This window comes from Methylosinus trichosporium OB3b (assembly GCF_002752655.1).
GTDB lineage: Bacteria > Pseudomonadota > Alphaproteobacteria > Rhizobiales > Beijerinckiaceae > Methylosinus > Methylosinus trichosporium.
Genome location: NZ_CP023737.1, coordinates 4,215,002 through 4,237,080, shown reverse-complemented (window position 1 = coordinate 4,237,080; position 22,079 = coordinate 4,215,002). Strand labels below are relative to the sequence as shown.

Genomic DNA, 22,079 nt, shown 5'->3' with positions numbered 1-22,079 from the left:
CTTCGCGTCAGAGGCTCGACGGCTTCAGCCTGAAGCCGAACACCATGTCCTGCGCCATATTATAGAAGCCCCATTTCGCCGGAACCCAGACGCTGCTGAGTCGATATCCCGCGGGCGGCGTGATGGTGAAATTGGCCGTATAGCCGGAATTTCCGGCCTGCTGCGGAATCTGCCCCGTGGACGAGCCGTCCGCGTAGACGAAATCGACGCAGTAGGTTCCGCCGTCCGTGTCATAGACGCCCTGCACGGAGGTCACCGGATTGTTGCTGGTGACCCCGACCGAGTGGATGAAATAAGTGAAATAGCTGTTGTGCGGATCCGTGGCGCCGTTCTGCGGCGGCGCGCCATCGACGAGAATTCCGGTGTAGCCCTGCGAGCCGCTCTGATAATCGACCTGCGTTCCCTCGATGTCGTTGTAATCGTCTTCCGTGTCCTGCAGCCAATAGATCTGGATGTCGGTCACGTCGCCGGGCAGAGCCCCGAGCGGCGCATAATCGTTGGACGCATACTCCGGTCCCATCGTTTCGGTGATCGTGTAGAAGATCTCCGCGCTGACCGGCAGATCGGTCACCGGCGGCGGATATTGCTTCGGATCGAAATAGGGCCAGAGCGCCAGATAATTGCCGACATTGATCTGCAGGAAGCGGGCGAACTGGTTCTGATAATTGAACGAGTTCGGATTCTGCTGGCGCCGGGCGCTCAGCCCGGCCTGTATCTGCTGCTGAGCGTAGCTCGTGTAGATGCCGATCTGCTTCGTCAGCTCGCTGTCGTCGCAGAAGCCCATCTGAACGCCGTCGCGCAGCAGAGTGAGATGCAAATTGGCCTTCTGAGCAAACAGAGGCAGAAGCGCCACCTCATAGCCGCTCTGGTGGAAGACTCCGCCATCGTTCACGAACGCTCCATTGGCCGCGTCCCAAGTGCCGCGCGGGTCCTGACCATTGGGATTGGTCTTGCTGATCGACCCGAGGAAAGTGTTCAGCTCTCCGATGAGACCATCATTGGAGGCGAGCGATCCGAGCACCGCCTGGACGTTGGTGAAGACAGCCTGCGAAATGGCGTTGTTTATTTCCGCGTCGACCCTGTCCTTGATCTCCGCCCACACATCGACTTCACTCTGCGGCCAGAAAATATCGAGCAGCCCGGCGAGAATTCCGCCGACGACCGGAATCTCGTTCAATCCGGTGGCGATCGCCGTCTCGGCGGCGGTGTTCCAATCGATGCTGTAGGTCGCGATCGCGGAATCTTTCTCGATCGTCTCCATCTTTCGACTCCCCTTCGAATATGTTCTTCGGCCGAATATGAGCGCGTCGCCACGCTCGCTCAGGGCCGCGCCATAGTCAATTACCGCGCTGCGGAGGGGACGTCGAAATCCAATATTTCTTTCGTATAGGTCTCGCGCACCTCGGAGATCGGCCTGCCGTCGCCGCCGACGACGATGGCGCGATGACGGATGAGCCCGCGCGGCGCATCGAGCGGTCCGCCGCCGTGCTCGGGCGCGAGCTCCTCGCGCGTCCGGCTCTCCCAGCCTTTGGGCAGAGGCGACCACAGCGTCTCGACCGAAAAAGTGCGTCGCGAAGGCTGCAACGGCTGCACCACCTTGCCGAAAGGCGTCTCGCTCGTCTGCAGAGCGAGATTCATCTCCGCCGTCAGCCGCGCCGGCACATACCAATTATCGGCCTCCGAGAGCGTATGCGCGCCGCAGGTCAGCGCCACGCGGCGATGCGCGATCTTCTCATCCGGGCCGACGCCGAGACGCTCGCGCTGCTCCTTTGTCGGCGGCGCGTCGTCTCCCGTGGCGACGCGCGCGATGATCTTCGGCTCCGCGGCCATGTGATGATCGGCGCACCATTTCTCCAGCACGAGCGTCGCGGAACGACCCGCCAGCAGTTCGGCGTTGAGCGTCTCCATCAGCGCGAGCGCTTCGAGACGGCCGACGAAATCATCCGGAAAAGGCAGCGGCTCGGCGACCGCCGCCGCAATGCATGCATTTACGAGCGCCGCCGAGGCGACGCAGATCGATCGCAGTCTCATCCCCTCGCCTTCCCGCGCCGCCAGACCAGCGCAGCCTATCCCATGGCGCAGCCCTTGTCTTCCGGCGCGAAACAGCGAGGGCTCGCGTTCCGAGCCGGCCCTCGGCCCGCGAGCCTGCAGGCTCGCCTCTCGAACCGTCGCGAGCCTCCACTATCCCGCGCCGTCATCGCGCGTCAGCAGAAAACCGCCCATCGCCAACGCATCCATCTTGGTGCGCAAGAAGCAGTCGAGCGCCTCCTGCGGCGCGCACACCACCGGCTCATTTTCGTTGAAGGAGGTGTTGAGCACCATCGGCACGCCGGTCAGATCGCGAAAGCCCGAGATCAGCGCATGATAGAGCGGATTGGCGGCGCGCGTCACCGTTTGCAGACGCCCCGATCCATCGACATGCGTCACCGCCGGAATCAGCTGACGCTTCTCTTTCCGAATTTGGAACACCTGCATCATGAACGGCACGTCGTCGTCCTCCTCGAACCACTCCGCCGTCGCCTCGGCGAGCACGGAGGGCGCGAAGGGACGAAAGGACTCGCGCCGCTTGATCTTCGCGTTCAAAATCTGCTTCATATCCGCGCGTCGCGGATCGCAGAGGATGGAGCGATTGCCGAGCGCGCGCGGCCCCCATTCCATGCGCCCCTCGAACCAGCCGACCACCTGTCCCGCAGCGACAGCCGCCGCCGCGCGCGCGCAGAGCGTCGGCTCGTCGACGCGCTCGACGGCGCAGCCCGCGTCACGAATGCGCGCTGCATTCAGCGTGAGCGTCTGCTCGATCGCATCAGCGTCGAAGCTCGGGCCCCAATAGGCGTGACTCATCGTGAAGCCACGCGATCCGCCCTGCCGGCGCCAGGACACGCAGGCCGCCCCGATCGCCCCGCCGGCGTCGCCCGCCGCCGATTGCACATAGACCTTGTCGAAGCCGAGGCGCCGGCGCAGCTTGCCATTGGCGACGGAGTTCATCGCGCAGCCGCCGGCGAGCGCGACATTGGCGAGGCCATGGCGCTTGCGCAGCTCGCCGAGCAGATGGAACAGCGCCTCCTCATAGACCGCCTGCGCCGACCGCGCGATATCGCGATGGCGATCGTCGAGCGGCTCGGACGGAGAGCGCCGCGGTCCGAGCAGCGCTTCGAGCGCCGGCGTGAACAAATCGACGAACTCCGGCGCGCCGCCAGTCCATTCGAAGGAGATCTTCTTCTCGTGATGACGAAAGAAGGAGAGATCCAATGCGAAGCCGCCGTCGCGGCGCAGGCGTACGAGGCGAGAGAGTTCTTTCACGTAACGCGGCGCGCCATAGGGCGCGAGACCCATCACCTTATATTCGTCGCCATAATGCGGGAAGCCGAGATATTGCGTGATCGCCTGATAGAAAACCCCGAGCGAATGCGGGAAGGCGACGCTTCCCTCGATATGCATGTCGTCGCCACGGCCGACGCCCCAGGCGGCGCTCGAAAAATCACCGAAGCCGTCGACCGAGACGATGATCGCCTCCTCGAACGGGGACACGAAGAACGCCGATGCGAGATGCGCGAGATGATGCTCGACATAGTCGATGGCGCCGTAAAAGCGCGGCCCGGCAATATCACGCGCCAGCAGCGCGGGAATGCGCTCGCGCGAGCGCCGGGCCCGCAGCCGCTCCAGCAGCAGGCCGACATCGGGACGCTGCGTCAGCAGAAAGCGCAGCTTGGCGCCCATATTGGCGCCGCTATCCTGATTGAGCGCGATGCGATCGACGGCCGCAAGATCGACGCCCGCCTCGCGCAGACAATAGCGGATCGCTTCGCTCGGAAATCCCGCCCAGTGCTTGATGCGGCGGAACCGCTCTTCTTCCGCCGCCGCGACGAGAACGCCGTCGCGCAGCAGACAGGCCGCGGCGTCGCCGTGAAACGCATTCACCCCCAATATGATCATCGGCTCATCCTGAAAAACTGTCGCGCCCGAAATCGGCGCGGCGCGACGAAGGCTGCGCTCATCGACCCTTCTTCGCCGACGCGGCGCCGACGCCGCGCCGCTCCTGCCCTATGACGGTCGCCTCGACGCGCCGTCTCCGATCGATGATCTCGAGCGCGATCAAAGTCTCCGCGAGCACACGTTGCAGCACATAGAACCAGCCGCGCCAGCCATCGAGCGCGCAGCGCTTCACGACGAGCGTGTAGAGGCCGATCAGCCACGGCGAGAGCCAGCCCAACCGCCGAATGCGATCGGAGAGGCGCAGACGATCGCGCGGCGTCCCGAGCAGATGCCGCGCCTCGAGCGCGGCGTATTTCTGCTGCGACCCGAACCAACGCGCGAGCGGCTTGCGATCGTCGTGATCGATCACGCCGACGAGCTCGACGACAGCCCCGTCGATCACCAGACGTTGCGTATGGCCCGACTGAATATAATGGCAGCGCTCCCGCCGAAACAACACGATGCTCGGCGGATAGAGCGCTCCCGACAGTCCTTCCCCGAACACGCAATAGCGAAAGCGCGCACGAAAGCCGCAGGTGGCGGAAGAAGGCGAAAGATGCGCGATCTCCTCGACGAGGGCCGGCGGAACGATGTGATCGGCGTCGAGAGCGAGCACGAAGGGACGCTCGATCCCGCAGCGGAACAAGCCGTAGTTCCATTGGTTCGCATGGGTGTCGAAGCTGCGTTGCGCGATCCGCGCATTGGGAAAGGCGGCGACGATCCGCAATGTGTCGTCGCGGCTCCCGCTGTCGAGCACGACGATCTCGGGAAAGTCGCGCAGCGCCTCCAGCGCTCGGCCGATGTTCGGCGCTTCGTCGAGCGTCAAAACGAGAACCGCCACATGGTCGAGAAAGCTCATTCGCCGCTGCTCCTGCCGCGCGCCACAGTCTCATAGAGATCGACGAGACGCGCCGCCATCGTCTCCGTCGACCAGGCCTCATGGGAAAATTCCCGCGCTCGCACGCTCATGCGCCGCCGCGCCTCGCCGTCGCCGATCAGCCGCTCGAGCGCGACGCGAAGCGCCGTCGCCTCCGGCTCCACGATGATCGCCGCGCCGGCGCCTTCCGCCGAAGCCGCCACCGCCACTCCCGGCGTCAGCACGCAGGGAAGCCCCGCCTGCATCGCCTCGACCGCCGCGATGCCGAAATTCTCGGAAAAGGACGGTAGAACGAATACATCCGCCGACCGCAGAGCGAGCGCCTTTTGCGCGCCGTCGACATGACCGAGCCAGCACACCGCCTCCCCGACGCCGGCGACGCGCGCCCGCGCCCGCAGCCGCTCGACATAATCCGCCTCACCCTCTCCCGCCACGACCAGCGCCGCTGACTTCCGAAGGACCGGCGAGAGCGCGAAGGCGTCGATCAGCGTCTCGAGATTTTTCTTCGGCGACACACGCGACAAAAACAAGATCGCCATTCTTCCGGCGAGCGCAGCCGGCAGAAGCTGCCTGGTCGCATCACCGCTCTGCTCCGGCGCTTCGACGCCGAGCGGAATGACGACGCTGCGAAAAGCGAGGCCGAGACGTTCGGCCTCCTCTTTCTCCTGCTCGCTGGTGAAATGAACCGCCGCCGCGGCGCGCAGATTGCTCCGCTCGACGAGCGCGATCGACAGACGCTTCAACCGCGCGCGTCGCTCGCCTACTCCCCAGGCGTTCAAAACGCCGAGCGGCCGCACGACATAGGGAACGCCATAGAGCCGCGCGATCCAGGCAGCGAGCGTCGAGGAAAAGGAGAACAGCGCGTGGATATGCACGACATCATGCGAGCGAATGGCCGCCGCCAGCGTCGGAGCGAGGCCGGGCGCGAACTTATAGGGGCTCGCCCAGAGCTTAGAATAAATGCGCCGCGCACGCGCCGGCGCCGCATCGCCGAGACCGTGACTCGTGGCGACAGTGGTGACGCGCACGCCCGCCTCGTCGAGCGCACGCTCCATCGTCGCGAGCGCGCGCGCCGGCCCGCCTTCCCGCAGTGAAACCGAGGGAATCACATGCAGCACGCCGAGTCGCCTCACCGCGACTTGGCCTTCAGCCAGGGCGCCACATGCGGCGCGATATGAACGACGAATATCCAGCCGACCAGCAGCGCCACCACCACGCCGCCGAAGGTCTTGGTGACGCTCGCCCCGAGATCCGCCGCGCCGAGCAGAATCGCGGTCGCGATCGCCATGCCGAGCAGCGGACTCGCGGCGCGCCAGGCAATGAGCTTGCGATAGACCGCGCCATAGAAGCTGCCGAGCAAGAACAGCGCCGGCATCATCAGAAACATACCGAAGTCGATATAGCTCTCGCCGATCGCGCCGATGCTGATCGATGTGTTCGGACTTTCCCCTGCGGCGCCGCCCGTGTAGATATTGGTGCGCAGCGTGTCGCTGATCACCTCCTTGTCGGGGAACAGCAGGCGCGGCATGAACGGCCGCGAGATCGCGTCCCACCATAGCGCGCCGCCTTCATGTGGAAGATGCGCGGGAACGAAATCCAGCACCGCCCCGAAATATTCGACATAGGAGATACGGCGAAGCAGAAGATCGACTCCACCGGCTAGCGCATCCGCGTCGAGCTTCGCGATCAGCGAAAACAGAAAGGCGAAGCGGCGCTCCAAATCCACCGCGACGACCTGCGTGCCGGTTCCGCCCGAGACGAAAAAGCGAAACTCCGGCTTGATCACGGTCCATACGACCGCGAGCGCAAATCCGAGGACGCAAAACGCGAGCGCCGCTGCAATCGCCGAAGCGGAAAACCGCTTATTCGATGCTATGGTGGCGAAGAGAGAGACGAAGATCACCGTCTTGAAGTCGGAGAAAAAGCCGCCCACCCCCTGCGCGAGCTCGATGAGGAAGGCGATGATGAAATATCTCTGCGCGCCGGGCGCCCCGCAGAAATAGGCATAGGCCAGCATATAGAAGAACGCCCATTTGATGTTCGCCGCGGCGATGATGGGCTGGGTGAGGCCTGGCGCCACATAAGCGACAGAGAGCGCCGAAAGCGACGCCGCCAATGACGCTGCATAGAGGTGGAACCATCGCTCCGCTGGCTGAGCCAGGGCTATCGACCGCGCCGGAGCGCCCAACGACATCCCCCGCGGTCCAAGGGCGAAAGCCATGCCTGCGGCCATCGCCGCGAGGCCGAGGAGGCTGAGAACGATCGCCAGAGCGGCGTCTCCATGCACCTTGGAATAATCGCCGACATCCTTTCCGAGCCAATTGCAGTGAAAGACAGAGGTCGACGCCTCCAGCCATTGATAGCCGAAAACGAACAGGAGAATCGGCGACTCCGAGGGTCGCCACAGCAGCCGCGCGCCGAACGCCAATGTGGCCACCGAGAGCGCCGCCAGCATCGCATTGGGGCCTACCCCCAGAGTGAAAAAAATCGCTGCGCAGATCACAAAGAGTCCAGGCGGCCCGCTCGCGCCGACCCATTCAGTCGCGGGCGGCGCAGCAATGCGATGTGGGTCCGCGCGCGACTGGGCGCCTGACTCGGTGACTGGCATGGATGATCTCGCTCTCAGGACACGGCTCGACGTCGCGCCGCGACCGAGCGCAACGCGTCGACGACGCCCGCCGCGGCGGCGCCGACCCCATAGCGCGCGCTGAGGCGGGAAATGGCGGCGACGTCACGGGGAAGATCGAATGTCTGCGTGATCGCCGCCGCGAGACGCGCAACGTCTCCCATCGGATAGACGCGGCCCACACAAGGATCGGTCGCGAGATCCGGCGCGCAGCCGCAAGCGTCGGAGACGATGATCGGCGCGCCGCAGGCGAGCGCCTCATTGGCGACGAGCCCCCAGGTCTCGCCGCTCGACGGCAGCACGAGACAATCGGCGGCGGCATAGGCGCTCGGCATGGCGGTCTGATTGCAAAATCCCAGCATATGCAGCGGCACGCCGGCGCTCGCGGCGCAACGAGTCATGGCGTCGCGCATCTCGCCTTCCCCGGCGACGAGCAGCTCGATGTCGCTGCGCCCGCTCCGTCGCAGCGCCGCGACAGCCTCGATCAGATCGAGCGGACGCTTCAACGCCTGCAGCTTGCCAGCGAACAGGACGAGCCGGATGTTCGGCGAGACGCCGCAGCGCCGGCGCAACCTCTCTCGCTCCTCGGCGGTGGCGCGCGCGGCGAACCAATCCGTGTCGACGCAATGCGGCGAAAAATGCAAGCGATGCTCCGGATAGCGATAGCGTCGATAATAGGATCGCGACAACTCGCCGACATAGAGCGCCGCATCGAAGCTGCGCAGCAGAATCGGATAGACGAACGCCTTGCCCAGTCGCTTTCCCGGCGAGCGCGGCGTCGCCAAATGGCTGTCGCCGCGCACCAGCACGGGAACGCCGCGCCGGCGCGCCGCGAGCACCCCTTGCGCATAGCACTTCAAATTCCAGCCCATCACCAGAAGCGCATCGAACCTCCCGGCGCCGAGAAGCCGGTCGATATCGGGCGTGTCGCAACCCAGAAAGCGCTCCGACGACGGCCGCGCTGCGACATTGACGAGAAAGCTGCTCCTGTAGCCGCCCAGAAGATCGACGTCCCATTCGAACAATTCGCCAAATCCCGCCGCCGCCTGCGCCTGCGGCGACGAACGGAAGGCGAAGAAGACATGCAGATCGACATGCTGCGCCAAAGCGCGAAACAATGGCGCCTGATATTGGATCGGATGCGAGGCGAGAACGGCGAGACGAGTCAATTTCGCTCGAGCTCCATCGACGGGGACGCGACGCGCTCGCCGACCAGCGAATCGAAGATCGCCGCAAAGCGCCCTGCGATGGCGCGCGCCTGATAAGGCGCATAAGCATTCGGGTCGGCGACGCCGAACGCATCGCTCTCGGTGGCCAACCGACGCAGCGCGCCGGCGATCACGGGCGGAGCGCCAACCAGCTCCTCGTCGGAGGCGAAATCCACCGCGACGCCGCCCCCCGCAGCGCGCAAGATGGCGTTGGCGCTGCTCGAACGATGGAACAACGATAGCCAGGGTCGCCCCGACATCAACGCCGGATAGATTTTCGAGGCCGTGTAATGCGGCTCGTCCGACCCGACGAGCAACAGGCCGTCCGAGCATGCGAGCGCCGCTAGCGCCTCGAGATAGGGCAGCCGACGCGGCGTCTCGCGCACCTGATCGGCGACGCCTTCCACCTCGGCGAGCGGCCGCACGCGAAAGCCCGTCGTATCATCGGGCGAATTGCTGGTGCCGATAAAATTCAATTCGAGCCGCTCAGCGAGCCGCGGCTCCGACGCGCGCAGCAGCGCGAACCCTCGCAAGAGCGCGCGCATCGGCGCGGTCGAGCGCGGCATGAAGGCGCCGACGAAGCTCAGCACGATCGGCTTCTCCCCTCGCGGCGCCGCCGCTTCCTTGGCCATGGACCGCAAATGAACGAAGTCTTCCGGGTCGCCGCCGATCGGCAGGCCGGCCATGCGCGTCGCGTCGAGCCACCGATGACGCTCGGCCATTTCGCTATTCTGCACATCCGACACCGAGGTGACGAAATCGGCATGGCGCAGAGCCAGCGGCTCGAGCGCTGTCGCGAGGCGATGCGCCGCCCCCGCCTTGCTCCACGACGATTGCGTCGCTCCCCATCGCGACACCCAGGGATCCTGAAAGTCCAGCACGACCTTCGCGCCGCAACGCTTGGCGATGGCGGAGAGCAGCATCGGATAGAAGGGCGATCCGGTGATCACGACCGCGCGAGCGGGCAGATCGCGCGAGAGCCGCGCGAGCGCGGCGCCGAGCTGCGGAAGAGCGCGCAGACCGATATCGCCGACGCCGAAACGCCGTGACATTGCGGTCGGCAATGCGGCGACCTTCTCCACGCGCGTCGACGGATCGACGAGTCGCGCGAGCTCTGGATCGAGCGACTGCGCGTGGAATCGCTCATGCACGCAAAGCACCACGGGCTTCCAGCCGAAGGCCGGAAGATGTTTGGCGAGATGCCGCGCCCGATGCACGCCGGCGACTGTCGACGGCGGGAAATGCGGCGACAGGATGATGACGTTTCGATGTGTCGTCATCCGCCCTCGCGCCGTCGATCGAGCTCACGCATGCGCTGTCTCCTTCTGCGGCTCGACAATTTGCGCCGTCGACATTCGCACCAATTCGACGAGCCGCTCGCGCTCGGTCTCCCAATTGAAACGCTCTCGTCCGAGCCGATGCGCTTCGGCCCGCGCGCGAGCGAGCGCCGCTGGATCACCGAGGAGACGATCGAGCATCGTGGCGAGCGCCTCATGCGAGTCACGCCGATACACACGATCGGCGGCGCCGATCTCCGCCGCGATCGCCGCCTGCGCTGGAGTGTCCGATAGAATGGGCGGCAGGCCGGCGACGAGAAATGTAAAGAGCTTGTTCGACAAAAGCAGCGCATTGTTCGGCGATAGACCCGGCTCGCCGCAGAGCCCGAGATCGTAGGCGGCCGACAGGCGCTCCATGCGCTCTGGAAGGTCCGGCTCCAGAACATGCAGACGATCCGCCGCGCCCACCTCGCCGGCGATGCGCCGCAGCTCATCGACGAAGCCGGGCACAGGATTGCCGCGCAGATAGAGATGCGGACGCGTGCGCGCGCAGCCGATGGCGCGAACCGCACACTCCAATCCGCGGGCGGGGCCGATCATTTGGGAGAACCAATAGAGCGATGGTCCGGGCGATGCGCTGCCTCTCTCCGTCGGCGCATCGGGAGCCCTATCTCGAGGAAACAGATTGAGCACGACAGTCGGTCGCGGGATTCGATAGGCATTCGCGTAAGCGTCGGCGATCATCGGAGCCGCCGCCGTCACATGCGCGCAGCCGCGCAGATAGCGGGTCTCTATCGCGCGAAGATAGCGACGCTCGCCGTCATAGGCGCGATCGACCGGCCAGTCCCCCGGATGAAAATCCTCCGCGTCATAGGCGTAGCGCACGCCGTGACGCCGCGCCGCCCGCGCCGCCGCAGGCAGAGCTGCGGGATAATGCGCGATGTAGAGATCGGCGGGCGCGCGCAACGCCGCCGCCATCAGCGGCGCGGTCGCCGGTCGGAAGGCGTAATCGGCGGCCGATCCCGAAATGTCGTGAACGAGGCGCGCGCCGATCTGAGCGCAGCGTCGCAAGCGCCATCGGAAACGGGAGCGCAGATCGATACGCTCGCTGTCGAAGCGGGCGGACGCGAGAATCGAATGGTCGCGAGGCTCGACGCTGTCGAGCGTTCGTGTCGAGATCACGCGAACGCGAAAGCCGGCGCCGACGAGCGCTTCGGCCTCCTTGACGACACGCGGGGTCGAGCCGAGCGGTCCAGGCGTAATGATGCAGATGACGGGCGCCCTCATGATCGCACCAGCGGACGCGGGGGGAACTCGCCGGTCGAGTCCGGCCGGTCGAACGTCGGCGAGTAGCCTCTGTTGCGAAGGCCGAGATCGACATTGGCGATCAAGCGACGGCGATAAGCCGTCCAGCGATTTCGCCGCGCGGTCTCCAGCGCGTGGAAGCGCATCTCGACGAGGCGACGACGATTGTCGAGGCACCATTGCAGCGCCTCGCAGAGCGCATCCGCGTCGGCGGCGGGAATGATCCGCCCGTTGTCGGGGCCGATGAGATCCGCGGCCCCCGCCTGATCGGTGGTGATGACGGGGAGCCCGTGCGCCAGCGCCTCCGCAACCACCATTCCAAAGCCGTCGGACAACGTCGGAAACACCAGCACATCGGCGCGCTCATAGGCGGCGAAAAGCACGTCCCGCGTCACCGCGCCCTGCAGCTGCACATCATCGGACAGCGATGCGAGCAGCGGCGCCGGCAGCGCCCGGCGTCCATAGACCACGAGCTCGGCACGGTCGCCCGCGGCCAGCTTGCGCCATGCGCTAATAAGATAATAGGCGCCCTTGCCGATGCTGAATTGGCCCGCGAACATCACCCGCAACGGCCGCCGCTCGTCATAGCGCGCCGTCTCCACCCGCGCGATCGGCTCGGGTCCGCCGAGCGGGGCGACGAAGACGCGCGTCGGATCGGCGCCGCGCTCGACATGCGACCATGCCGTCAGGGACGAGTTCGCGATCATCACATCGGCGAGATCGCGCTCCGCGCAGCATCTCTCGTATCTTTCCTCGAATTTCGATTCGAAATAAGCGTCATAGGGCGTCGCGAGCTCACGCCAGCGCGCGACCTCGCGGCGACGCAGCTCGTCGAAATGCCGACTGTCGAGCGACGGCAGATGCAGAATGCGCGCGACGCCCTCCTGCTGCGCGCGTCGAAAGGATGCGAGCGCGATATATTCGAAGGCGACGATCGCGCGCGTGCGCGGCACGAAGCGGCGCGCCGCCTCGGCGTCGAAGCGCCGCGCCATCTGATCCCAGATGCGATCGACGACGGGCGGGCTGACGCGCGCGACCTGCGCCGCGGTCCGCAGAATTTCCCATGCGGGAAGCGTGGTGATTTTCTCGCCCGGAAGCAGATCGAACGCGCGGCGTCCGAGCTGTCGAACAATCGCCTCGCCGAAACCGAACGGAGCGCGCCGCAGCATCGAGGCGAGCGCGCCATTTCGATCGAAGCGAAAGCTCGTCAGAAACGTTTGCAGAGCGCCCGCCTCGAGAAGCGCGAGCGCCGCATTCTGCGCGTGGCAGGAATTGCCGGGATAAGCGAGGATCGTGCGCATGACTGAGACGCCGCCTTTGGTTTCGTCGAAAGGGACGCAGAACGCAGACGACGCGAACGCGACGCGCCTCATCCTGCGAGCTCGTCGTAGAGCGCGATCATGTCCGCGGCCGCCGCGGCCATCGTCCGCGGTTCGTTCGTCTCGCGCAGCACATTGTTCTCAGCGCCGCGCTCGGCGAGGCGCAGGATCGCGTCGCGCCAGGCTTCGACCGAGCCCGCCTCCACGAGCTCGCCGCCCCCGCGTCCGTCCAGCAGCTCCGCGAGTCCGCCGAGCCGCGAGCCGAGCACGAAAAGCCCGCAAGCCTGCGCCTCCAGCGCCACCATTGGTCCCGTCTCGAGCCAGAGCGACGGGACGACGAGGCAATCATGCAGCGCCATGATCTCGGGCAAACGCGCATTGGGCGCGGCGTCGGCGAAGCAAAAGCGCGGATCATCGCCGACCAGCGCGCGAATATCAGCCTTATAGGCGCGCTCCTCGGCGCCGCCTTCCGGGCCGCGCATGGTGAGACGGAGATCGAGGCTGCGCGGCAGCGCCGCGATCGCACGCACGACGACGTCGACTCCCTTTGTCCAATGCCAGCGTCCGAGATAGAGCAGCTCCAGCCGCCCTGAACGGGGACGACGCGGATTGGCGCGCGCGTTCGCGAGAAACCCGCGCGTCACGCCCTGCCGGCTCACGACCAGCTTCTTCTCCGGCGCGCCATTGGCGACGAGCGCGTCCCGCAGCCATCCACAGACCGCGACGATGCGATCGGCGCGCTCGATCATCTCGGCGAGATCCCGCTTTTTCTCTGCGCCGAGCGCGCGCGCCGACAGCGCCGTCGCCACAGGCGATGCGAAACGGCGCGCTGCGCGCGCCGCGCCGAGCGGCAAAGACGCGAGCCGCATCGCCAGTGGCTTCGGCAGCCCTCGTGACTCCGCCCAGCAGCCGGCGCATCGACGCTCGTCGATAAAGCCGTCGCAAGGGCCCTCGCCGCGCAGCATCATCGTGCCGCGCAGACAGAAAGCGCCGCCGACATGCACTGTGACGACCGTGCGCAGCCCGAGCTCGTGCGCCGCTCGCAAATGCTGCGGCCCGCATCCGCGCGTCCAGGAGTGCTGGTGATAGATCGCGCCGCTATGCCGCGCCAGCACCGTGCGAAACTCCTCGAAACCGGCATGTGGCGCGCCGCGACGAAGCTCGTGCGCCGTCGCCGCGCCGCTGACCGGATAGGTTTCGACGCAAGCGCCCTCATGGCGATAACGTTGCGGCGCGCCGTCTGGACGCGGAACCACGATCACGCTCTCGACGCCGCGTTCGGCGAGCTCTCCGACCAATCCTTGGAGATAGATCTCGGTCCCGCCGAGATCATAAGGCGGATACCAGGCGGAGGCCTGGAGCAGGTGACGCCGACCGCTCATGCGACCTTCGCCAGCGCGCCGAGGAGGCGAGCGGGGCGCAGGCCGATCATGCGCGCGAGCGGCTCCATCACACGCGAGTGACGCGGCAGTGGAAGCCCGAGGCTGCGCTGCGCCGCCACCGCCTCGAACCATTGCTCATGCCCGAGGCTGAACAGCCCGCGCCCGGCGACATTATAGACGCCCATCAACGCCTGCAGGCGCATATCGTCGAGCACGTTCCGCCCGCGCCAGGACTCCTCGATCTGCTTGCCGTTCGACAGAATGTCGAGCAGGAAGCGCGTCGGATCGCGGCGCGACAGGCTCTGGGGGCGCAATCGATAGGAGGCGCCGAGATGCGGCGAATGCGCAAAGCGTCCGCCCGCGGCGGCGGCGTCGAAGAAGAAGCGCGCATCCTGAATGACTGGCAGATCGGCGCGAAATCCGCCGATGCGCTCGACCAGCGCACGCCGATAGAGAATGGCGGCGGTGGTCGCCCAGGCGCCCGCGGCGATCGCATGCTCGGCGTCCCGCCGAATCGCCGTCCAATCGAGCGAGCGCGTCACGCCCTCGGCAGGTTGCCCGGAAAACTCGCGCCAGTCGCAGACAATCACATCGGCCCCGCTGGCGCGCGCCGTCTCGAGCCGGCGCGATAGCGTGCCCGGCTCGATGAGGTCATCGGCGTCGAGAAACAGAATCCAAGGCGATTGCGTCTCGTCAACGCCGCGATTGCGCGCCGCCGAGGCGCCGCGATTGGGGCCCGACACCACGCGCACACGCGGTTCGAAGCGCCTCGCCACGGCGAGCGACTCGTCGCGCGAACCGTCATCGACGACGATGATCTCGAGCGGCCCTTCTTGCGCGAGGACGCTCTCGAGCGTCTCGGCGAGCGTGTCCGCCGAGTCATAGCACGGCACGATAACGGCGACGGCGTCGTCCTGCGCCGCCGCAGGAGATGAGGAGTTCGGCATGGCTTGCGCTTCAGGCGGCGGCGCGCGTGCGCCAGCGCGCAGGCACCAGGACGACGCCATAGTCGACATTGCTGAACTGAGTCATTTGCGAGCCCGAGTCGATGATCATGATCGGACATTGGTCCTCGATGCGATGATAGACGATCCCCGCTTCATGCAGAGCGAGCGTGAACGTATATCCGCCGGGAGCGATCACATCCGGCTCGATCTCGATCTCGATCTCGGCGTTGGTCTGCCCCTCCTCCATATGCTCGGCGAGACGTGTGACCCAGGTGGAGACGCGCGTCGCATGGCGGTTCTCTATGCCGATGCCGAGCAGCATGCCGCCGATCGCCTGGCGGACGCGCAGGCTGACGCGCACACGGATCGCGTCACGCGATGCGAAATGATCGGTCGCCGCGCCGCTCGGGCCGACGCATTCGACGCCGACGATCGCCGCCGGCAGCGCTTCGAGCCGCTTTTCGTCGGCGAAGCTGCGCTTGTTGGAGCCGGCGCTCTGCGCCACATAGCGCTCGATCGCCTCTCCGGCCGTGCCGCTGAAGGCGAGCGTTCCGCCCGAGAGCAGCAGCCCGCGCGTGCAGAGTCGCGCGACCATGCCGAGCTGATGGCTGACGAACAGCACGGTGCGCCCGTCGCGGCCGGCGATCTCACCCATCTTGCCGAGGCATTTCTTCTGGAACTCGAGATCGCCGACAGCGAGCACCTCGTCGATCAGCAATATCTCCGGATCGAGATGGGCGGCGACCGAAAAGGCGAGACGCACCTGCATGCCGCTCGAATAGCGCTTCACCGGCGTGTCGATGAAGGAATCGATGCGGGCGAAGGCGACGATCTCGTCGAACTTGCGCTTGATCTCGGCGCGGCTCATTCCGAGAATGGCGCCATTGAGGAACACATTCTCGCGGCCGCTGAGCTCTGGATGAAAGCCCGTGCCGATCTCCAGCAGGCTGGCGACGCGCCCCGCGATCTCCACCCTTCCCTTCGTCGGCTCGGTGATGCGCGAGAGGATCTTCAGCAGCGTCGATTTGCCGGCGCCGTTGCGCCCGATGACGCCGACCACATCGCCGCGCGCGATCTCGAACTCGACGTCACGCAGCGCGTGGAACTCCTCCGTGGTGTCGCCTGCGATGATCGGCCGGCCACGCAGCATGTCGAGCGAGGCGCGAGAGAGATTGCGGGCGCTTCGCGCCAGCGCGCGGCGAAACGAGGCCCCGCGAAGATTCTCGTCCTCATGGCCGATGACATAGGTCTTGCCGAGTCTCTCGGCGCGAATGGCGATGTCGGTCAAAGGCGCTTTCCATTAGGTTTCGATGGGCGATGCGGTGAGCAGCCAGTCCCGCGCCGAAGGATCGGCGACGAGGCTGTCGCAGCGTCTGGGGCCGTCGTCGGTGAAAAGATGCAGGAAGCCATAGGGAGAAAGACAATGCGCGGCGCGAAGCCGTCGGTCGATCTCCGGCAGAACCTCTATGAGAAGATCGGGACGATAGCTCTCCAGCAAGGACTCCATGGCCGCGAGTATCTCGGGCTCCAGTCCCTCGGCGTCGATCTTCACCAGCACGCGGCGATGCGCCGCCAGCAGCGGCTCCAGCGCCATGGCGTCGACGGCGAGGACGAGGGTTTCCCGCACATCGACGGAGAAGCTCTGCGCGAAATCCTGCGCCAGCGATCCATTCGTCAGATGCCCGTCCGGCTCGAAGAAGCGTGTGAAGCCGCTCGCTTTCGCGACGGCGACGCAGAAGGGCGTCACCGCGCGCGCGTCATTGACGGCGAGATTGGCGAGAAGCCGCGCATAGGCGGTCCGCGATGGCTCGAAGGCGTAGATCTTCGTGAGGCGCGCATCGCTGCGTCGCGTCAGCTGGTCGAAGAACACCGAATAGACGCCGACATTGGCGCCGATCTCGACAATGGCGTCATAACGCGCGCCGGCGTGCGCCTCGAGCCAACGAAACACCGCGCGCTCATAGTCGAGCCTATGATCGAACAGCGCCGCGCCGTCGAACTCGCCGAGATGCGGATGGAGGCGGATGGGCGAGGCGTCGCCGACAACGACGTCGCGCGCCGCGAATTCGAGCGGCTTCCAGGGAATATTCTGCCCGAGAGCGGCCCATTTCGCCATCTCCCGAAGGCGCGACGGCGCACGGCGCGCCAATCCGCCGAGCAGCGTGAAATAAATTCGCGTCGCGGCCTCGCTGCGTGCGATCGACCGATGCATCGCCTCGGCGGCGCGCCGCAGCCGGCGCAGCGCTCCGGATTTGTTCCCCGCGGACGCGCCAGCGGCGGAACCGACGGGCATGTCAGAGAAGATCGGCAAGGCCGCGCTCCGTTCGCCTGAAGTAACGAAAGCCGATGATGAGAAAGCCCGCGACCACGGCGATGCTCAGCAGAAAGCCCGGCACATAGAGCGGGCTGTCGCCGCCGAGCACGCACCAGCGAAAGCCGTCGATCACTCCCACCACCGGATTGATGCTGTAGAGCAGGCGCCATTCCTGCGGCACAACGGCGCTGGAGAAGCCGACCGGCGAGACATAGAGCCCGAACTGCACGATGAAGGGAACGATGAAGCGGAAGTCGCGATATTTGGCGTTGAGCGAGGTGACGACGAGCGCCGGGCCGAAGCTCGCGAGAAAAGCGAGCAGCACGAAGCCCGGCAGCAGCAGCATGCGCCAGCTCGGCGCCATTCCATAGAACAACATCATCGCCGCGAGCAGCGCCAGATTGATGAGGAAGTCGATGATCGCGACCATCGCCGCCGCGGCGGGAATGACGATGCGCGGGAAATAGACCTTGCCGACGAGATTGGCGTTGGAAACGAGGCTCTGCGACGCGTCGGCGAGGATGCTCGAGAACAAGAACCATGGCAGCATTCCGGCGAACACCAGCACCGGATAGGGCGCGTCGCCGTCGCTCGGAAATTTGGCGAGCCGGCCGAAGATGATGGTGAAGATGATCATGGTCACCAGCGGACGCAGGATCGCCCAGGCGCCGCCGATGACGGTCTGCTTGTAACGAACCGCTATGTCGCGCCAAGCGAGAATGGCGAACAGATCGCGATAACGCCACAGGTCGACCCAATAATCGCTGTCTATTCGACCCGCTTCCAGAACCAGCACGCGGCGCGGCGTGCGCGAGCTCTGTTCGGCCGGCGTCTCTGTTTCAGTCGAGGCAGTGGAGGAGATCATCGACACGCTCTGCAAAATGTTCGAAACAAAATCGGTCGACGGCGCCCGTCGGCCGCGATGGACGAGATTTCGTCAAAGCTAGGACGAGCGCTTCGACGAGGCGGGCGTGATCGAAAGGATCGATCATTCGTCCGATCGCGCCATCGGCGAGGGCGTCGGCGCTGCCGTCGCGATCGCCGCCGATGATCTCGAGACCGGCGCGCGCCGCCTCGAGAAAGACGATGCCGAAGCCTTCGCCGTCGCTCGGCATGGCGAACACATCGGCGAGCGCGAAATGATCGGGCAGCTCGCCGTCGTCGACATGTCCGGCGAAGATCACGCGATCGGCGACGCCGGCCGCATCGGCCGCCCGGCGCAATCGCATCTCGTCGCCGCCGGCGCCGACGATCAGATAGACGACGGTCGCGCATTGCGCGACCACATCGGGCAGCGCCGCGATGACGCGGTCGTGGCCCTTGTAGCGCTCGGTGGCCGCGAGGCGTCCGACGGTGAGCACTGTCTTGCGGTTCTCCAAACCATAGCGCGCGACGAGATCGGCGCGACGCTCTCGGGCAAAGGCGCGCGGCGGCGCCACATTCGGCAGCACGCGGACGCGCGAAGGGTGCATGTCGGCCCAATCGAGCAGGCGCCGGCGCGTGTAGCGGCTGACCGTGGTGACGAGATCGGCGCGCGCGACCGCGCGCCGCGTCGCTTCGCCCGGATCGGTCCAGGCCTCGACGCCATGCGCCTCGATCCAGAGGCGCGCGCCGGTCGCCGCGGAGAGCGCGGCGGCGAGCGGCGCGGCGGCGAGATGGCCGCAGAACAGAAGATCGAAGCGGCGCCGGGCGCACAGCGTCGTAGCGCGCAACGCCCAGCGCGCGCGGCGCGGCGACGGCGGCAGCTGCACGATTTTCGCCAGCGCCGCGCCGCTCGCGCCAGCGTGGCGCGGCAGCGCGACCACCGAACCGACATGCGGCGAATGATCGAGCGCCGTCAGCAGATCGGCGTTGAACCGCGCAATGCCGCCCGATGCGCCGAAACCGTCGGTAAGCAGCGCCAGCACGCGCGCGCTTCTCATTCGAGAGCCATCGCGCGCAGCGGCGGCGCAGGCGTCGTCGCGCCGGGATGCGCGCGGCTCCACACGAGCCGCGACCACTGACGCGCCCAGGGCTCTCCGCTCCGCTCGCCGGCGCGCGCGGTCCAGCCGGCGACGGGCGTCAGAAAGCCGATCTTGGCGCGGGTCGTCACCGCGCGCGGCAGCGGATGCGCGGGCGCTTCGGCGAGCAGGCGCTTGCCATCCGGCTTGCGGCGCAGCACGAAGGGCGCGACCTCGGCGAGCAGCGCGCTGTCGACGAGCGGCGTGCGCACCTCGAGAGAATGGGCCATGCTCGCCCAATCCATGTCGCGCAGCAGCTGATTGCGCATGTAGAACGCCGATTCGAGCGTGGCGACGCGGCTGAACGGCGCGCGCGGACCCGGGGCGAGCTCCGCCTCGATCGCGCGCAGAGGCGCGAGCCGGCGCAAGCCGCGCGCCAGCAGCTGCGGATCGAGTCGACCGCCGAGCTCGAAGGGCATGAACAATCCGCGCTTCAACAGATAGGCGCCGGCGTAGTCGCCGCCATATTCGAGCAGCCCCGCCGCCTTCGGATGCCCGCGTGCGACTTTCACCGCGAGCAAGCGAAGCGCTGCGCCGAGCCCTGGTATGTGCGCGGGAGCGCGCAGCAACGCGACCGAAGCGGGAATGTCGCGAAAGGACGAATAGCCGCCGAATAATTCATCGCCGCCGATGCCGGTGACGGCGACTTTCAGCCCCAGCTCACGGGCCGCCTTGGCGACGAACCAGGCGTTGACGCCGTCGATCGTCGGCTGATCCATCGCCTCCATGATGCGTGGCAAATCGGCTTCGAACTCGCGCGCGGTGACGATGCGCTTCGTGTGCCGCGCGCCATAGATGCGCGCGACCTGCGCTGCTAGAGGCGCCTCGTCGTCGGGGCGACCGGCGAATTCCTCGAAGGCGATCGTCACGGTCTCTATATCGCCCTGGCCGAGCTCGCGCATCAGGCCGAGCAGCGCGCCCGAGTCGACGCCGCCGGAGAGGAAGGCGCCGACGGGAACATCGGCGACGAGATGATGGCGCACGCTGTCGAGCAGCGCTTCGCGCACGCGCTCCTGCGCCTCGCCGAGACGCGCTTGCGCGCGCTCGGCGTCGCGATAGACCGCGGCGATCCGATGATAGCGCCGCGGTTCATGCGCGCCGAGGCGATCGACGACGAGCGTCGCCCCCGCGGGCAGCGCGCGAATGTCGCGATAGAGCGTGAAGGGCTCCGGCACGCTTCCCCAAAGATGAAAGCCGACATGCCCGGCGGGCTCCGGATCGTTCGAGACGCCGCCGCCGGCCAGCAGCGCCTTGACCTGCGAGGCGAAGCGAAAGGTCCAGCCGTCGTCGCTGTAATAGGCCGGCTTCACGCCATAGGGGTCGCGCGCCAGCAACAGGCGCTCACGCGCGACGTCATGGATCGCGAAGGCGAACATGCCGCGCAAATCCTCGACCATCGCCTCGCCCTTGTCGGCGTAGAGATGCAGCAGCACCTCGGTGTCGGAGCGCGTGCGGAAACGTCTGCCGCGACGCTCGAGTCCTGCGCGCAGCTCGCGATGATTGTAGATCTCGCCGTTGAAGGTCACGATCAGAGATCCGTCCTCGCTCGCCATCGGCTGCGCGCCGGCGTCGGTGAGATCGATGATGGAGAGCCGACGATGCGCGAGGCCGATGCGCCCGTCGGCGTCGATCCATGCGCCCTTTCCATCGGGGCCCCGCGCCGCCATGTGGTCGCGCATGCGAATGAGCTCCGCTGCGTCGACCGCATTGGCGGCGTAATGATAGGCGAAGACGCCGGCTATCGCGCACATGCGTCCTCGCTCGCTGCGCGCGCGGCGCGACGCTCCTGTGGCTTCGTGGATTCGAGATAGAGGCTGTCGGCGACATGCAGCAGCGGCGGGACATGCGAGGCCATGCGCCGCATCATGTCGGACGCGCGCAGCAGCAGACGCAGCGGCGGCGTCATCAATCTCGCATCGGACGCTTCGAGCCCGAGGCCGAAGAAGCAATGGACCGACGCGCGCGTCGGGCCGATCGTCGCGGAAAATGTCCGGAGCAGCTCGTCGACGCGCCAATATCTGACCTCGAATCCGGAGCCTTCGGCGAAACCGCGCCGCGCCAGCTGGACGAGGCTGCGCAGGCCGCGCGCATTGGGCATCTGGATCAGCGCGACGCCCCCAGGCGCCAGCGCGCGCGAGGTTTCGGCGAGCGCGGCGCACGCGTCCTCGCGGCTGAAATGCTGAAGCACGCTGTAGGAGAACACCTTGTCGAAGCTCGCATCGGCGAAGGGCAGAAAACGCGCGTCGCCGCAGACGAAGTCGATTTGCAGATTCATCGAGCGCGCGATGCGTCGCGCCGCCGCCAGGGCGCCGAGCGAAGGATCGAGCGCGGTCACGCGATAGCCCTTGCGCGCCGCGGCGATCGACCATCGCCCCCAGCTGCAGCCGATATCGAGAAGAGACTCGCCATGGCCGTCGGGAAGGCGCAGCTCGGGAATGGGAACAGTGGCGAGGCGACCGATCAGATGCTTATAGGCGAGGCCATTGGTCGCGCCGATCAGGACGGAGGCGACCGGGTCGATCGCCGACGTCGCCTCCGCGAGCGCGACCGCCATTTTCTTTTCGCTCTCGCTGATTCCGAGCGTCTCGAGATAGAGCGAGGAATGGCGCGCGGGGCGCTGGTCCGCGGCGGCGCGCGAAGCATGCGCGATCCCGATCGTCTGCGCCACATCGTCGCGCAACAGCACGGGAATGCCGTCGACGACCGGAAAGGAATGGCCGTGCGGGCAGCGCAACGCCTCTCCCTCGGCGTGCAGCGGCGATCTGTCGATGGGACAGACGAGAGCGAGCGCCAATGAAAGTCCTTTCGACCTATGAGCGGTTCGTGTCACGCTACCGCCGTCCGGGTGAGGC

General features: G+C 66.5%; 18 protein-coding genes. All 18 read right to left on the bottom strand.

Annotation, left to right across the window (positions count from 1 at the left end; translation table 11 throughout):
- Positions 1-7: 7 nt before the first annotated feature.
- Entirely contained in the window at positions 8-1,261 is a 1,254-nt protein-coding gene (locus tag CQW49_RS20040; protein WP_003609503.1) for an insecticidal delta-endotoxin Cry8Ea1 family protein, read from the bottom strand.
- 80 nt (positions 1,262-1,341) lie between these two features.
- Positions 1,342-2,031, bottom strand: coding sequence for a hypothetical protein (locus tag CQW49_RS20035; protein WP_003609505.1), 690 nt, complete (start codon positions 2,029-2,031; stop codon positions 1,342-1,344).
- A 150-nt stretch (positions 2,032-2,181) separates the two neighbouring features.
- Positions 2,182-3,933 (bottom strand): carbamoyltransferase family protein, encoded by a 1,752-nt coding sequence (locus CQW49_RS20030; protein WP_003609507.1) that lies wholly within the window; start codon positions 3,931-3,933, stop codon positions 2,182-2,184.
- Positions 3,934-3,991: 58 nt separating this feature from the next.
- A complete protein-coding gene (locus CQW49_RS20025; RefSeq protein ID WP_003609510.1) occupies positions 3,992-4,831 on the bottom strand; it encodes a glycosyltransferase family 2 protein in 840 nt (279 codons plus the stop codon).
- Entirely contained in the window at positions 4,828-5,982 is a 1,155-nt protein-coding gene (locus tag CQW49_RS20020) for a glycosyltransferase (protein WP_024749456.1), read from the bottom strand. Before CQW49_RS20020 ends, CQW49_RS20025 begins: the two co-directional genes overlap by 4 nt.
- Positions 5,979-7,457 carry a hypothetical protein gene (locus CQW49_RS25185; RefSeq protein WP_003609514.1) on the bottom strand — a complete coding sequence of 493 codons (1,479 nt, stop codon included), beginning with the start codon at positions 7,455-7,457 and terminating at the stop codon, positions 5,979-5,981. The genes CQW49_RS20020 and CQW49_RS25185 overlap by 4 nt, the downstream gene beginning before the upstream one ends.
- Before the next feature lie 14 nt (positions 7,458-7,471).
- The gene (locus CQW49_RS20010) at positions 7,472-8,644 is read right to left on the bottom strand and encodes a glycosyltransferase (RefSeq protein WP_003609516.1); all 1,173 of its coding nucleotides are present in this window, start codon (positions 8,642-8,644) and stop codon (positions 7,472-7,474) included.
- Positions 8,641-9,963 carry a glycosyltransferase gene (locus tag CQW49_RS20005; protein ID WP_003609518.1) on the bottom strand — a complete coding sequence of 441 codons (1,323 nt, stop codon included), beginning with the start codon at positions 9,961-9,963 and terminating at the stop codon, positions 8,641-8,643. Before CQW49_RS20005 ends, CQW49_RS20010 begins: the two co-directional genes overlap by 4 nt.
- 24 nt (positions 9,964-9,987) lie before the next feature.
- Positions 9,988-11,247, bottom strand: a complete 1,260-nt coding sequence (locus tag CQW49_RS20000) for a glycosyltransferase (protein WP_003609520.1) — start codon at positions 11,245-11,247, stop codon at positions 9,988-9,990.
- The gene (locus CQW49_RS19995; protein WP_003609524.1) at positions 11,244-12,566 is read right to left on the bottom strand and encodes a glycosyltransferase; all 1,323 of its coding nucleotides are present in this window, start codon (positions 12,564-12,566) and stop codon (positions 11,244-11,246) included. The genes CQW49_RS20000 and CQW49_RS19995 overlap by 4 nt, the downstream gene beginning before the upstream one ends.
- A 68-nt stretch (positions 12,567-12,634) precedes the next feature.
- On the bottom strand, positions 12,635-13,966 hold the full coding sequence (locus CQW49_RS19990; RefSeq protein ID WP_003609527.1) for a glycosyltransferase: 1,332 nt from the start codon (positions 13,964-13,966) through the stop codon (positions 12,635-12,637).
- Positions 13,963-14,913, bottom strand: coding sequence for a glycosyltransferase family 2 protein (locus CQW49_RS19985; RefSeq protein WP_003609528.1), 951 nt, complete (start codon positions 14,911-14,913; stop codon positions 13,963-13,965). The genes CQW49_RS19990 and CQW49_RS19985 overlap by 4 nt, the downstream gene beginning before the upstream one ends.
- A 10-nt stretch (positions 14,914-14,923) precedes the next feature.
- Entirely contained in the window at positions 14,924-16,201 is a 1,278-nt protein-coding gene (locus CQW49_RS19980; protein ID WP_003609530.1) for an ABC transporter ATP-binding protein, read from the bottom strand.
- Positions 16,202-16,213: 12 nt separating this feature from the next.
- Positions 16,214-17,224, bottom strand: a complete 1,011-nt coding sequence (locus CQW49_RS19975) for an FkbM family methyltransferase (protein WP_003609532.1) — start codon at positions 17,222-17,224, stop codon at positions 16,214-16,216.
- Positions 17,208-18,092 carry an ABC transporter permease gene (locus tag CQW49_RS19970; protein WP_003609534.1) on the bottom strand — a complete coding sequence of 295 codons (885 nt, stop codon included), beginning with the start codon at positions 18,090-18,092 and terminating at the stop codon, positions 17,208-17,210. The genes CQW49_RS19975 and CQW49_RS19970 overlap by 17 nt, the downstream gene beginning before the upstream one ends.
- Positions 18,067-19,149: a glycosyltransferase family 4 protein gene (locus CQW49_RS19965; RefSeq protein ID WP_003609535.1), complete on the bottom strand. Its 1,083-nt coding sequence runs from the start codon at positions 19,147-19,149 to the stop codon at positions 18,067-18,069. Before CQW49_RS19965 ends, CQW49_RS19970 begins: the two co-directional genes overlap by 26 nt.
- On the bottom strand, positions 19,146-20,978 hold the full coding sequence (asnB, locus tag CQW49_RS19960; protein ID WP_003609537.1) for an asparagine synthase (glutamine-hydrolyzing): 1,833 nt from the start codon (positions 20,976-20,978) through the stop codon (positions 19,146-19,148). Before asnB ends, CQW49_RS19965 begins: the two co-directional genes overlap by 4 nt.
- Complete coding sequence (locus CQW49_RS19955) at positions 20,966-22,021, bottom strand: methyltransferase domain-containing protein (protein WP_003609540.1); 1,056 nt, start codon at positions 22,019-22,021, stop codon at positions 20,966-20,968. The genes asnB and CQW49_RS19955 overlap by 13 nt, the downstream gene beginning before the upstream one ends.
- Positions 22,022-22,079 lie beyond the last annotated feature (58 nt).